Consider the following 13,602-nt stretch of genomic DNA (forward strand, 5'->3'; position numbering starts at 1 on the left):
CGCAGAACGCCCCAATTCAGATATGTCGGTGACCATCGCCGACGAGGCGATCAGCAGAGAAGGGGGAATCGTGGCGAAGACCGCGCTCATCACCGGAGTGACCGGCCAGGACGGTTCGTATCTGGCCGAGTTGTTGCTCGACAAGGGGTACACGGTGCACGGCCTCATACGCCGCTCCTCCAGCTTCAACACCGAGCGGATCGACCACATCTACCAGGGGCCCGAGGAGCCGGAGCGCTCCTTCGTCCTGCACCACGCGGACCTGTCCGACGGTGTGGCCCTGGTGAACCTGCTGCGCGACATCCAGCCCGACGAGGTCTACAACCTGGGTGCGCAGTCGCATGTGCGGGTGTCCTTCGACGCCCCGCTGTACACCGGTGACGTCACGGGGCTCGGCACCATCCGGCTTCTGGAGGCGGTCCGGGCCAGCGGCATCGAGACCCGGATCTACCAGGCCTCGTCCTCCGAGATGTTCGGCGCCAGCCCGCCCCCGCAGAACGAGAACACCTCGTTCCACCCGCGCAGCCCGTACAGCGTGGCGAAGGTCTACGCCTACTGGGCCACGGTCAACTACCGCGAGGCGTACGGCATGTTCGCGGTGAACGGGATCCTCTTCAACCATGAGTCGCCGCGCCGGGGGGAGACCTTCGTGACCCGGAAGATCACCCGGGGCGTCGCCCGGATCAAGGCCGGGCTCCAGGACCGTCTGCACCTGGGCAATCTGGACGCGGTCCGGGACTGGGGGTACGCGCCGGAGTACGTGGACGCCATGTGGCGGATGCTCCAGTGCGACACCCCCGACGACTATGTGGTCGCCACCGGTGAGGGCGTCAGCGTCCGGCAGTTCGTGGAGTTCGCCTTCGAGCACGCGGGGCTGGACTGGAGCGAGCACGTCCGTTACGACCCGAAGTACGAACGCCCCAGCGAGGTCGACGCGTTGATCGGGGACGCGTCCAAGGCCGAGGAACTGCTGGGCTGGAAGCCCGAGGTGAGGTCGCGCGAGCTGGCCCGCATCATGGTCGACGCCGACATCCGCCGGCTGGACGACCAGCTGAGCGGTGCCGCCGTCCGGGTGGACAGGTGAACGGGCCGGGCGGCACGTTCCCGCGCGTCCGCCCGGCGGACCCGTCCGGCGCGATGGCCGCCTTCACCGACGGCGGCCGCGTGGTGCCGTTCACCGGCGCCCGGGCCGCATCGTCGGTCACCCCCAACTCCCGGCCGGCGCCAGCCGCGCCCGTGCTCGGGAAGATCACCGGCGCGACCGCCGTCTCCACCGATCCCTCGGTGGAGCTCTCCGCGCCGGCACCGGGCGGAGCCCTCGGCTCCGTCTACTCACTCGCCCGACCAGCGGCGGGACGGCAAGTCGCCGCGTCCGGTCGGGCGAGGCAGGATCCGCGGCCTCCAGGCCGCAGCTCGAATCTCACCTTCGGAGCTGAATGATGAACGGAAGTACGGGGCAGAGAACCGGAGGACGCGGCCGTGTGCGGGCCGCTTCCGCCGCTCTCGGCCTGCTGGCCGGAGCCCTGACCGCGACCGCGGCCGGGACCTCTCCGGCGGCGGCGCTGACACCACCGGTCGCCATCACCGCGGACGACCTCACCACCTGGCAGACCAACGGCATCGTCTGGTCGATGGCCGCCGGCGAAGGCGTCGTCTACGCGGGCGGCACCTTCTCGACCCTGCGGCCCCCCACCGCCGCCCCCGGAACGGGCGAACAGCCCGCGGTGAACTTCGCCGCGTTCGACGCGGCGACCGGGGCGCCCACCGACTGCTCGCTGTCCTTCACCATCTCCTCGGGAACCGCGACCGTCCGGGCCCTGGCGCTGTCCCCGGACGGCGAAACCCTGTACGCGGGCGGCCAGTTCGGGGCGGTGAACGGCGTCGGGGTGAGCAACATCGCGGCGATCGACACCGAGAGCTGCACCGTCCGCAACACCTTCAAGATCGGGGTCTCGGCGACCGTGCGGGGACTCGCCGTCACCGACGACACGGTCTATCTGGCCGGCGACTTCACCACGGTCGGCGGGCAGACCAGGAACCACTTCGCCGCCGTCACGACCGGAGCCTCACTGCTGCCCTTCACGGCCGACGCCGACGAGGTCGCACGGGCGGTCGAGGTGACTCCGGACGGGCGCCACGTGCTGCTCGGCGGGGACTTCTTCCGGATCAACGGCACGAACACCCACGCCCTGGCCGTGGTCGACGCCACCACCGGACAACTCACCAAGTCCTACCCGGGGTTCATCCACAACAACTCCACCGTCCAGGACATCACCACCGACGCCACCGGCTTCTACACCGGCAACGAGGGCACCGGCGGCGGGGTGTTCGACGGGCGCATCGCGCTGGATCTCGACGACTTCGACCAGCGCTGGCGGGACACCTGCCTCGGCGCGACCCAGGCGGTGCTGGTGCACTCGGGCGTGCTGTACAGCGGCAGCCACGCCCACGACTGCTCCAGCATGGGGGCCTTCCCCGACCAGCCGCGCAAGCATCTGCTGGCCCAGTCGGTCGACGACCCCAAGCTGCTCCCGTGGTTCCCGGACACCAACGACGGCATCGGCGAGCCGGTCGGACCGCGGGTGATGAGCCAGACGAGCAGCGGAGGCCGTCACTACCTGTGGGTGGGCGGCGAGTTCACCACCGTCAACAGCAAGCCGCAGCAGGGTCTCACCCGGTTCGCGGACGGACCGGACACGGGCACGCCCTGGGTGCCCAACGTCAGCCTGTCCACGCTGACCCCGGGGCGGATCGACGTGAACTGGCAGACCAGCTTCGACACCGACGACGGTGAGCTGACCTACCGGATCTACAAGGACGGCTCGAACACCCCGGTCCACACGACGACCGGCTACTCGGTCTTCTGGGACCGGCCCCAGCTGACCTGGACGGACACCGACGTCGCGCCCGGCGAGGAGCACGCGTACCGGATCACCGCGAGCGACGGGACCAACACCAGCGCCAAGTCCCCCGCCCAGACGGCGACCGTGGCGAGCTCGACGGAGGCGTATCCGGCCCGGGTCAGGTCCGACGGGGCGGGCCTCTACTGGCGCTACGACGAGGGCACCTCCACGTTCGCCCACGACAGCAGCGGGAATCTGAACAACGGCTTCCTGCGCAACGGCCCCGCCTACCGGCAGACCCCGGCGGCGGTCGCCGGGCCATCGACGGCGATCGGCTTCAACGGCACCGACGACTACGCGTACAGCAACCGGCTGCACGCCGCGCCGGCCCGGTTCTCGGTGGAGACCTGGATCAGGACCACCACCACCCGGGGCGGGAAGATCATCGGCTTCGGGAACAGGACGCAGCAGAACAGCAGCCGTCACGACAAGCACGTCTACATGCGCGACGACGGGCGGCTCGTGTTCGGCGTCCAGAGCAGTGGGGCACGGACCGTCACCACCTCGGCCGCCTACAACGACGGCCAGTGGCACCATGTCGTCGCCACCCAGGGCCCCCTGGGGCAGGGCATGGCGCTGTACGTCGACGGGCAGCTGCGGGCGTCGAACATCCTGGTCTCCGGCAACGAGAACTACCCCGGCCACTGGCGGGTCGGCGGGGACAACCTGTCCGGCTGGCCGAACCGCCCGACGAGCAACTTCTTCGCCGGGCAGATCGACGAGACCGCCGTCTACCCGACCACGCTGACCTCTTCGCAGGTCGGCGCGCACTACGCCCTGAGGAATGGCTGATCCGATGAGGAACCCGTTCCTGGCCGGCGCCGTCGTCGTCATGACGACGGCGGCGTTGGCCGCCTGCGGTTCGTCCGCCGGCGGGAACGGTCCGGAGGCCGCGGGCGCCCAGCGCCCCGCGGCCTCCGGGCCCGCCGTCCCCGGCCCGTCCGCCGGCACGCCCGCCCCACCCGCCACGCCCTCCGCCGGGGAGCCCGAGGAGCCGGCCGCCGCCGGACCCTCGGCTCCCGGCGCGGGCCCGAAGACACCGTCCGACGAGATCACCCCGGCCACCGGGACGTTCACCAAGAAGCAGAAGGAGTATCTGGAGGACCGGGTGCCCAAGGGCATGGACCCGGCCGCCGTGCTCCAGACCGGCCAGGAGGCGTGCGACAGGCTCCGCTATCTGGTCAAGGCCGACCGGGACACCGCCGTCGGCGCCATCGCGACGGACGAGATCCCGGACGCGGCGGACGCGGTCGCCGGGCTCTGCCCCCAGCACCAGGACCTGGTGGACGAGGCGGCGTACGCCTATCCGGACGGCACGTACACCGGGAAGAAGCTCCGGCCGGGCGTCTACCGGTCCGCCTCCCCCACCACGGGCTGCTCCTGGCAGATCACCGGGGCCGGCGGCAAGGAGCTGTCCTCGGGCACGTCCGACACCGGCACGTCCCGCACGATCACGATCCCGAAGTCCGCCCGCACGTTCACCTCCACAGGCTGCTACGCCTGGCTGCCCGAAGGAGCCGAGGGATGACCGCAGGAATACCGAAGCTGCCGATAGCCGTGGCGATCCCCACGAAGAACGAGGGCCTGAACATCGCGGAGGCGGTGAAATCGGTGCTCGGCCACTTCGAGGCGGTCGTGGTGGTGGACTCCCACAGCACCGACGACACCGTCAAGATCGCCGAGGAGTGCGGGGCCGAGGTGATCACGTACACCTGGGACGGGGGCCACCCGCGGAAGAAGCAGTGGTGTCTGGAGAACGTCCGCACCGACCTGGACTGGATCCTGCTTCTGGACGGCGACGAGCGGCTGAGCCCCGGGCTGCTGGCCGAGCTGCGGGAGACCTTCCGGGAGCCGGCGGCCCCGAAGCCGGCGGCGTACGACATACCGCTCGGCTACTGGTTCTCGGGAAAGCGGCTGCGGCACGGATACACCATCCGCAAGCGGTCGTTGACCGACCGGACCCGCTCGCACTATCCGGAGGTCGGGGACCTCGACGCCCCCGGCATCGGTGAGGTGGAGGGTCACTACCAGCCGGTCGCGGCGACGGTGGGGACGCTCACCCACCCGATCGAGCACCAGGACCTCGATCCGGTGACCGCCTGGTTCGAGCGGCACAACCGCTACTCGGACTGGGAGGCATGGCTGGAGCAGCACCCGGAGGTGAAGGAACAGGTGCGCCAGGTCAAGTCGCGCCAGGGGCAGTTGTTCCACAAGGCGCCGTTCAAGCCGGTGGTGTCCTTCGCCTACATGTATCTCTACCGGCGGGGTTTCCTGGACGGCCGGGCGGGTTTCGACTTCGCGCTGGCGATGAGCTTCTACCGCTGGCAGATCGCCCTCAAGTCGAGGGAGAAGCCGTTGCGTTGACGAGCAGCCCGGTCACCACCCCCGCCTCCGGCGGACCACGTCCTCGTAGGTCCGCCGGAGGGTGGCGGTGACGGCCTCGATGGTGAACTGCTCGTTCACCAGCTCCCAGGCGGCCTTGCCCGCCTGCTCGGCGGCCTCCGGCTCCAGCAGCTCCAGGATCGCGTCGGCGACCTTGCGGGCGTTGGCCGCGTCCTCGCCGACCCGGCTGTCGATGACCCGGCCCGACCCCGCCCCGGCCACGTCGGGGGCCTGTCCGCAGGTGCGGGTGATGACGACCGGGGTGCCGACCGACATCGCCTCCAGCACCGAGACCGGGAACGGCTCCTCGATCGCCGGCAGCACATACACATCGGCCTCGCGGTCGGCGGCAAGGACCTGATCGTGCTCCAGCGGACCCACATGGTCGAGGGAGTCGGCCACACCCAGCTTCCGGGCGAGGGCGAGGGTGCCGGCCAGGGCGCCGGTGTCCGGCCCGGCCAGCACGAACCGGGCGTCCGGGTGGCGGGCGAGGACGTGCGGCATCGCGGCGACGAAGTCCTCGGGCCGCTTGCGCTCCTGGATCCGGGCGAGGAAGAGCACGGTGGGCGGACGGCCGGGGTCGCGGGCGGGCTTGCGCTCCTGCGGGCGCACCCCGTTGACCAGCCGTACGGTGCGGGTGAGCGGGACGGGGGCGGCGACGGCGTTCACGTCGACCCGCTCCATCTCGGTGAGGTGCAGGACGGCGTCGGCGTCGCGCAGTACCTTGCGGACCCCGAGGAGGTCGGTGAGCTGGGCGACCTTCTTCTCGGTGGGGTCGATCATGCCGTGGGTCTGGACGACCAGGGGCGTCCGGGTCGCGAGCGCGAGGAGCGCCGCGGGCAGGGTCACCAGGTCCCGCATCAGATGGACGTGTACGAGGTCGGCGCCGCGCATCATGCGGCGCGCGGTGTTCAGCAGCGCCGCGGAGGTGATGCCGCTGACCTCGAACATCGGGAGCAGGTGCCGCGCCTGGAAGAGGTGGACCGGAACTCCCTCCACCTGGCGGGGCAGTTCACCGTCGGGGAAGCCGTCGCCGAGGGCCATGACGCGGGCGTCGTCCCCGGCGGCACGCTGCACCCTGGACAGGTTGAACGCCACCCGGGTCGGCCCGCCGAAGGCGTGGTCCGGAGTGTGGAGCGTGACAACGTGCAGGATTTTCACCGGAGTTCCCCTCGACCATGGCCACTTGTTCACAGAGTAGCCATCGGTCTTCCCCACATGGGCGGATTCGTTAGAGTGTCCAGCGGTTCACTGATCCCGGGGGGGCGCATGACGTCGGTGCACACGTCGGCGCAGGGGGAGGCCGACCGCGTGCCCGCGCCTGGGGCGGGGCCGGGAGCTCCGGGCGGCCCCCCGGAACCGCCCGAGCGGCCGATCGCCTGGTCGATGCTGTCGCGGGCCCTGTCCGTGCCACTCATCCTGGGCCTGGTCTGCTTCCTGCCCGCGGTGATCGCCGCCCAGCCCGGCAGCGGGGTCCGGGACACGGCGTACTGGCTCCAGCTGGTGCTGACCTGCTATGCGGGGGCCCGGCTGGCGACGATGATCCTCTCGACCCGGCGGCGGCTGCTCCAGGGCGTCTTCTGGATGTTCGTGTACATCGCGATGGGCGTGGCGCCGTTCGCCCAGGTGGTGATCGGGCAGACGCCGACGCCGATGGTGGGGCCGCGCCAGGACCTGGTGACCGCGATCGCGATGATCCTGGTGGGGTGTGCGGCCTACGACCTGGGGGCGCTGCTGGCCTCGCGGCGCCCGTTGCGCCGCCGGGCACCCTCCGCGCGAAGCTCGGGCGGCGGGCCCGCCCGGGCGCATCCGGTGCGGCTGCGGCTCCTCGTGCTGCTGGCTTTCGCGGCGAGCGCGTTCTACGTGATGAAGCTCGGCGGGCCCGCGGTCTTCTTCTCCAGCCGGCAGGAGATCAACGAGACCGTCGCGGCGAGCGGGGTGGTGGCGGAGGGGTCCAATGTGGGCTCGGCGTTCATCAAGGGCTTCGGCCAGGTCCCGGCGCTGCTGGCGCTGCTGTTCTACACCCGCCGCCTGGCGACCTCCCACCGCGCCCGGCGCACCCCCTCGACGGTGCTGGTGTGGGTGGCGCTGGCGGCGTTGAACCTGGTGGTGAACAACCCGATCTCCAACGCCCGTTACTGGTTCCTGACGGTACTGATGGCGTTCGTGTTCACGGCGTTCCCGAGCAGTGCGGCGTTCTACCGCACGGTGCTGGCGACGGGGGTGATCGGGGCGCTGGTGGTGTTCCCGTACGCGGACAGGTTCCGGTACGAGGAGGGGGGACAGCGGCCCGTGCAGTCGGCGTCGGTCTTCGAGCCGCTGGTGACCAAGGACTACGACCAGATGGTGATGTTCGCCAACACCGTGTCGTGGGTCGATACCCGGGGGCACACCTACGGCCGCCAACTGACGGGCTCCGCGCTGTTCTTCGTGCCGCGCGCGGTGTGGAGCGGGAAGCCGGAGGACACCGGGGTCCGGGTCGGGCAGTGGATGGGGCTGCGGATGACCAACCTCTCGGCCCCGCTGTGGACCGAGTTCTGGGTCGATTTCGGCCCGGCGGGGCTGGTCGGCGGGTTGGCGCTGATCGGCTACGCGGCGGCCCGCACCGACCGCAGGTACGCCCTCGCGGTCACCCGGGCGGGGCCGGGGCCCGGCAGTGTGCTGGCGATCGCGGCCCCGCTGATCGCCGGATACACCTTCATCCTGCTGCGCGGGCCGCTGTTGCAGGCGGTGGGGAAGCTCGCCATCGCGGCGCTGTGCCTGGTGCTGATCACCACGTTCAGGGAGCAGCGGGCAGCGCGTCGGCGCTGACGGACTCCTGGGGCGCGGGCCTCCGGCGGCGCAGCCGGGCCACCCTGATCCAGGTCGCGACGGCCTTGCAGAGCGAGCCCAGGGCGAGCCCCCAGGCGGCGCCCGGGACGCCCCCGATGACGTAACCGCCCGCGAGGAACGCCACTGAGGTGAGCGAGAAGACGACCTGGATGCTGAGCGTGGTGCGCGGGTCGAGCATGCGCAGGGCGAGCAGCCCGCAGGTGCCGGCGGCCATCGCCGCGTACTGGCTGCCGGTCGCGGGGAGCAGGGCGGCGGCCGTGGGCCAGGTGTCGCCGAGCAGTTCGCGTCCGGCGCGCGCGGGCAGCAGGGCGAGCACGGTGGCCCAGAGGGCGGCGGTCACCGCGAGGACGGCGGCGAGGGCGGCGGTGGCCCGGACCCGGCGGCGCTCGTCGCCGATGCGGCGGAGCAGCGGGGGGCCGAAGGAGGTCGCCGAGGTGTAGAGCACGTTGAGCGGTCCGAACAGGGTGGTCGCCCCGCGCAGCGCGCCGACGAGGAGCGGGTTGCCGACCGCGCCGAGGCCGAGGACGGACAGCTGACCGGTCGCGTTGCCGACGCCGAACTCGACGGTGAAGCGCTGTCCGAGATGGCCGCGCCGCAGCATCGGGCGCAGTCGGACCGGGGTCCCCGCGGTGGCCCGGTGCAGGAGGGCGGCCGTCAGGAGCAGGGCGGGCAGGGCGGAGAGGCCCCAGACGGCGATCAGCCGTGCGGGGGATGCCCCGTAGTCCTGCACGGAGAGCGCCCCCAGCACGCAGCCGAGCCGCAACAGGTCGGCGGTCAGCGCCAGATGGGGGCGCTGGAGGGTGGAGAAGGCGTACCGCCCGGCGTCCTGTCCCAGCACCACGGGGAGCACCGGGCCGAGCATCATCAGCGCGCGGGCGGTGTCGCCGGGGACGAGGGCGCAGACCGCCGCGAGCAGCGCGCCCAGGACGGTCGAGGCGAGGACGGTGAAGGCGACCGCGGACCGGCAGGCGCCCCGGGTCTCCTCCCCCGCGCCGCGCTTGAGGACCAGCGGCTGCCCGGTGTACGCGCCCGAGACGCCGAGGAGCACCGTGAAGACCAGGTAGACCGCGGAGAAGCGGGCGAAGTCGGTGACGGTGGAGAGCCGGGCGGCGGCCACCAGTACCAGGATGTTGGTGAGGGCCGCCACACCTTGGTCCGCGACCGAGCAGAGGACGGCGGTGCGGGCTCTCACCCGCGCGCGGCCGGCTGGGTGAAGGCGCGCAGGCCGAGGGTCTCGGTGGGATCGCCGGTGGTCTCGGGAGCGTCCGGCTCGGCGGTGGGGGCGGGGCCGCCGCCACCGCCCCGGCGTCGGGTCGGCTTCCCCCGTCGCTCCGCGCGCCCCAGCCGCCGCCGGCCGGGGTGGAGCAGCGCGCCGAGAACGGAGCCTCCGGAGGCGCCGATGATCTCGCGGATGCGTTCCAGGTCGCTGCGGTGCACCTCGCGCGGATCGCAGACGATCATGACGCCGTCCACCCGGTCGACCAGGGCGACCGCGTCCGCGTAGGACAGGACGGGCGGGGCGAGGACGATGACGACGTTGCCGGTCCGGTCGGCCTCGGCGACGATGCGGCCGACGGACGGGGAGGTCAGGGCGCGCGGGACGTTGTCGACGGTGGTCCCGGGGATCAGGGCGAAGGCCCCGGACCCGGGCACGTCCACATTGGTGCGGCCGCCGGCGGGCCAGCCGCCGCCCTCCTCGGCGGCCCAGCGCGGCGGGCGCACCTCGTGGGAGCCGGAGCCGAGGTCGCGGGCGAGCGAGGGGGTGCGCAGGTCCGCCTCGACGAGCAGGACGTCGCGGCCCATCTCGGCGAAGGCGGCGGCCAGGTTGGCGGCTGCTGCGGCGGCCGCCTTGTTGTCGCCGCGCGGGGCGGTGACCAGCAGACGGCGGCTCTCGGCGAACGACGGGTCGTAGGCGAGGCGGAAGGCGACGGCGCGGTACTCCTCGGCCAACCGGGAGGTGCCGCGCCCGATGGCGAGCAGGCTGCCCGCGGCGGCGCGTTCCCGGGGCAGGGTGCCGAGCAGGGGTGCACCGAGCGAGCGGACCAGTTCGCGGGTGGAGCGTACGGCGGGGTCGAAGACGAGGCGCACCCAGGAGAGCAGCAGCCCCAGGGCGAGGCCGACGACGCCGCCGAGCCCGAGGAGCAGGGGCAGTCCCGGGCCGGTGGGCGACGTGGGGGCGACGGGCTTCTTGTTGAGGTAGCCGGGGGTGGTGTCCAGGGCCTTCAGCTCGGAGATCTTCCGGCTCAGCTCGGAGATGGAGACGATGATGTTGGCGCGGGCGCTGCTGACGTCGTCCTCCGCGCCCGCCCCGATCTGGTCCTCCAGCAGGTCGCGTTTCTCCTCCAGCGGGCGGAGCTGGGCCCGGTAGCCGTCGGACATGTTCCGGATGCTCTCCTCGGTGCGCGCCTTGCGGTGGGCCAGATAGGCCCCGGCGAGGGCTTCGGCGCGGGCGCGGGCCTGCTCGGGGCCGGCGGCCGTGTAGGAGAAGCGGAGGGTGAGGGTGTTGGGCGGGTTGGTGACCTGGAGCCCGGTGAGCAGTTTGCGGGCGGTGACGTCGTCGCCCGCCTTGAGCAGGGTCCCGGCGGCCAGGGTGCCCACCGTGTCGCTGACGGCGGTCTGGCGCTCGGAGCCGATGTTGATGCCCTTGTCCGCGGTGGATCCGGCGGCGAAGGGGTCGGAGATCGCGGAGCGGACGAGCACCTCGCCGGTGGCGGTGTAGGTGTCCTCGCCGCCGAGGGCGAGATAGCCGCCGCCGAGCAGGCCGACGACGACTCCGCAGGCCAGCAGGGAGCGGTAGCGCAGGAGTTGGCGGAACTGGTCGCGCAGGAGCGCCGGCTCGTCCTGGTCGTCCGGGGCGCGGTGGTGCGGTGTCATCGGCGGGGGCTCCCTTGTGCGTCCGGCAGGGCCTCGGCGAGCAGGTCGTCGAAGCGGGCGAGGCCCGCTTCCCGGCTCAGGTGGCGGGCGACGTAGCGCGGGCCCCCGGCCCCGAGGGCGTCGGCGGCGGCCGGGTCCGCGACCAGCTTCCGCAACGCTTCGAGCAGGGCGGCCGGGTCTTCGGGGGCGACGAGGACCCCGGCGCCCGAGCGGCGGACCTCGTCGGCGGTGCCGCCCTCGTCGGCGACGGAGGCGATCACGGGGCGTCCGGAGGTGAAGTAGGAGGTGAGCTTGGAGGGGACGCTCATATCGAGGACCGAGGCGCGCTGGGTGACCGCGAGGACGTCGGCGGCGGCGAGGACGTCGGTGAACTCCTCGGCCGCCGCGGGCTCCAGGAAATCCACGTTGGCCAGTCCCCCGGCGCGGGCGCGCAGGGCGTCGCGCTGGTTGCCGTCGCCCATCAGGACGACGCGGACGTCGGGGGCGAGGCGGGCGGTGTCCACCAGGACGTCCAGACCCTGCTTGAGCCCCATGTTGCCGGAGTGCAGGACGACCGGGGTGCCCTCGGGCCAGCCGAGCCGGGCGCGGGTCGCGGCCCGGTCGGCGGTGGGGCCCTGCACATGGGTCCAGTTGGGGACGAGGCGGATACGGCCGGGGTCGACGCCGAGAGCGGTGACGCCGGGGACGAAGCTCTCGTGGATGACGCCGACGAGGGCGGCCCCGCGCAGTGCGTACCGCTCGGCGGCCGCGGCGACGGTGGCGGCCCTGCCTCCGCCCCGGATGCCGCTCTGCGCGGCGGCGGCACCCATCAGGTCCTGGACGACGGGCAGATGGGGGACGCGGTGGCGACGGGCGAGGTGGGCTCCGATGACGCCGCCCGCGAGGCTGGGCATCTGGGAGATCACGGCGTCGGGGCGTCCGGGCGGTGGGGCGAACAGTCCGGTCGCGAGGACGCTCGCCTCGAACGCGGCACGTCGCAGAGCGGTCTGACGGGGCGGCACATAGTGCCGGCGCCGGTGCACGCCGACGCCGCCGCGTATCTCCACCGTCCTCCAGGCGCCCCGGTACGCCTCCTCCAGCCGCCAGGAGGGGTAGTGCGGCATGCCGGTGAGGGCCCGGACCCGGGCTCCGGACGCGGCCCAGTGCTCGGCCAGTTGGGTGGCGTACGGGCCTATTCCCGTGAGCTCCGGTGCGTAGTTGGTCGAAACCACCAGAAGTCGGCGGCCCCGGATCGGACCGGGCCTTGACGCTTCGGACATCGGACGATCGCCTTCCCCCCACGACAGCCGCTGTCCCCACCGGGGAACAGCCCCTGCCGAGCTTATCCGTTCACGGCTTGCACAAGTGTTCTTCACAGTAAGGTCGTTGGAACATCACCGGATCATGTTCACCGTGGGGGGAGAGATACGGATGGTGCAGCACAGGGTGGGTTACGCACCCGGGGTGTACGACCTGTTCCACGTCGGGCACCTCAACATCCTGCGGCACGCCCGCAGTCAGTGCGACTACCTGGTCGCGGGGGTCGTGTCGGACGAGATGGCCGCCCTCGCCAAGGGTCACACGCCGATGATCCCGCTCCGCGAACGACTGGAGATCGTCCGCAGCGTGCGCTTCGTGGACGCCGCGTTCGTGGAGACCGTGCCGGACAAGGTCGAGACCTGGCAGCAGGTCCGTTTCGACGTGATCTTCAAGGGAGACGACTGGCGGGGCACGGACAAGGGGGAGAAGCTGGAGCGCGACTTCGCCGAAGTGGGCGTGGAGGTCGTCTACTTCCCGTACACCGTGCACACGTCCAGCACCCAGCTGCGGCGGGCGCTGGACGTGCTCGTCAACCGGCCCGGAGCGCTTTCAGCTCCCTGAACCACTTGGCGAGGAAGGCCGCCAGGAACACCGCTTGCACCACCGCGAGCACGGCGTACCCGGCGCGGAAGGCCCCGGGTACGCCCAGCAGCAGGAACACCAGGCAGAACACCCCGTAGTCGGCGGGCAGCAGCGCCACGGCCCGCACCCGTGAGACGGGCGCCGTCGCGTCGGGTGCCGCCCAGGACGGGCCCCGGGCACTCACCGCCGCCTTGCCGAGCTGTTCGCGCAGCAGCCCAGCACAGAAGGTGACCACCGCCGCCAGCTGGAAGCCCAGCGGGAGCAACAGCCAGGCCTCAGAAGGCAGCTCGCCGAAGCGGTAGAAGGAGACCAGGACGGCGGCGTGGACGAGCAGCAGCTTCCCGCAGTCCACGACATGGTCCAGCCACTCCCCGTCGGGCCCTCCCCTGCCGGTGAGCCGGGCGAGCTGCCCGTCGGCGGAGTCGAAGGCGAAGCCGACCGCGAGGGCCGCCCAGACCAGGACGCCGAGCGTCCAGGACGGCTCGACGAGCGCGACCGACGCCAGCGCGCCATAGGTGAACAGCGCACTGGTGAGCGTGACTTGGTTGGGTGTCATGCCCATCCGGTACGCCCCGGCCGCGAGCACCCGGCCGGCGGGCCGGTTCACGTACCGCGAATAGAGCGAGACGCCCTTGGCGCTCTTCTGTGCGCCGCGCAATTCGCGCAGCACTGTGCCCGTGCTTCCCATACGCCCCCCAGCGTCCGGCATTGCCCGCATCATGGCATGCGG

At 72.2% G+C, this 13,602-nt stretch carries 11 protein-coding genes; 6 read left to right on the forward strand and 5 right to left on the reverse strand.

Annotated elements, in window-relative coordinates; all coding sequences use genetic code 11:
* Positions 1-70 precede the first annotated feature (70 nt).
* The 4 genes from gmd (at position 71) to ACIQRW_RS05725 (ending at position 5,267) form a co-directional block, all read left to right on the forward strand.
* Positions 71-1,084 carry a GDP-mannose 4,6-dehydratase gene (gmd, locus tag ACIQRW_RS05710; RefSeq protein ID WP_403755331.1) on the forward strand — a complete coding sequence of 338 codons (1,014 nt, stop codon included), beginning with the start codon at positions 71-73 and terminating at the stop codon, positions 1,082-1,084.
* Positions 1,085-1,436: 352 nt separating this feature from the next.
* A complete protein-coding gene (locus ACIQRW_RS05715; RefSeq protein ID WP_403754870.1) occupies positions 1,437-3,695 on the forward strand; it encodes a LamG-like jellyroll fold domain-containing protein in 2,259 nt (752 codons plus the stop codon).
* A 4-nt stretch (positions 3,696-3,699) separates the two neighbouring features.
* Entirely contained in the window at positions 3,700-4,431 is a 732-nt protein-coding gene (locus ACIQRW_RS05720; protein WP_403754873.1) for a hypothetical protein, read from the forward strand.
* Positions 4,428-5,267, forward strand: a complete 840-nt coding sequence (locus ACIQRW_RS05725) for a glycosyltransferase family 2 protein (protein ID WP_403754876.1) — start codon at positions 4,428-4,430, stop codon at positions 5,265-5,267. Before ACIQRW_RS05720 ends, ACIQRW_RS05725 begins: the two co-directional genes overlap by 4 nt.
* Positions 5,268-5,279: 12 nt before the next feature.
* Here the strand turns inward: ACIQRW_RS05725 and ACIQRW_RS05730 are convergent, their stop codons facing one another.
* On the reverse strand, positions 5,280-6,446 hold the full coding sequence (locus ACIQRW_RS05730) for a glycosyltransferase (protein ID WP_403754879.1): 1,167 nt from the start codon (positions 6,444-6,446) through the stop codon (positions 5,280-5,282).
* A 108-nt stretch (positions 6,447-6,554) separates the two neighbouring features.
* Here ACIQRW_RS05730 and ACIQRW_RS05735 point away from each other — a divergent pair, with 108 nt between their 5' ends.
* Positions 6,555-8,096 carry a hypothetical protein gene (locus ACIQRW_RS05735; RefSeq protein ID WP_403754882.1) on the forward strand — a complete coding sequence of 514 codons (1,542 nt, stop codon included), beginning with the start codon at positions 6,555-6,557 and terminating at the stop codon, positions 8,094-8,096.
* On the opposite strand, the gene ACIQRW_RS05740 is transcribed toward ACIQRW_RS05735, so the two are convergent.
* Genes ACIQRW_RS05740 through ACIQRW_RS05750 form a run of 3 tightly spaced genes read right to left on the reverse strand, consistent with a single transcriptional unit; the run spans position 8,065 to position 12,250 of the window.
* Positions 8,065-9,309 carry a hypothetical protein gene (locus ACIQRW_RS05740; protein WP_403754885.1) on the reverse strand — a complete coding sequence of 415 codons (1,245 nt, stop codon included), beginning with the start codon at positions 9,307-9,309 and terminating at the stop codon, positions 8,065-8,067. The two genes, ACIQRW_RS05735 and ACIQRW_RS05740, sit on opposite strands and share 32 nt — an antisense overlap.
* Positions 9,306-10,991 (reverse strand): lipopolysaccharide biosynthesis protein, encoded by a 1,686-nt coding sequence (locus tag ACIQRW_RS05745; RefSeq protein WP_403754888.1) that lies wholly within the window; start codon positions 10,989-10,991, stop codon positions 9,306-9,308. Before ACIQRW_RS05745 ends, ACIQRW_RS05740 begins: the two co-directional genes overlap by 4 nt.
* Positions 10,988-12,250 (reverse strand): glycosyltransferase, encoded by a 1,263-nt coding sequence (locus tag ACIQRW_RS05750; RefSeq protein WP_403754891.1) that lies wholly within the window; start codon positions 12,248-12,250, stop codon positions 10,988-10,990. The genes ACIQRW_RS05745 and ACIQRW_RS05750 overlap by 4 nt, the downstream gene beginning before the upstream one ends.
* 151 nt (positions 12,251-12,401) lie before the next feature.
* Here ACIQRW_RS05750 and ACIQRW_RS05755 point away from each other — a divergent pair, with 151 nt between their 5' ends.
* The gene (locus tag ACIQRW_RS05755; protein WP_003965602.1) at positions 12,402-12,851 is read left to right on the forward strand and encodes an adenylyltransferase/cytidyltransferase family protein; all 450 of its coding nucleotides are present in this window, start codon (positions 12,402-12,404) and stop codon (positions 12,849-12,851) included.
* On the opposite strand, the gene ACIQRW_RS05760 is transcribed toward ACIQRW_RS05755, so the two are convergent.
* On the reverse strand, positions 12,820-13,560 hold the full coding sequence (locus tag ACIQRW_RS05760) for a CDP-alcohol phosphatidyltransferase family protein (protein WP_403754894.1): 741 nt from the start codon (positions 13,558-13,560) through the stop codon (positions 12,820-12,822). The two genes, ACIQRW_RS05755 and ACIQRW_RS05760, sit on opposite strands and share 32 nt — an antisense overlap.
* Positions 13,561-13,602 lie beyond the last annotated feature (42 nt).

The sequence above is a fragment of the Streptomyces sp. NPDC091287 genome (assembly GCF_044768525.1).
Taxonomy (GTDB): domain Bacteria; phylum Actinomycetota; class Actinomycetes; order Streptomycetales; family Streptomycetaceae; genus Streptomyces.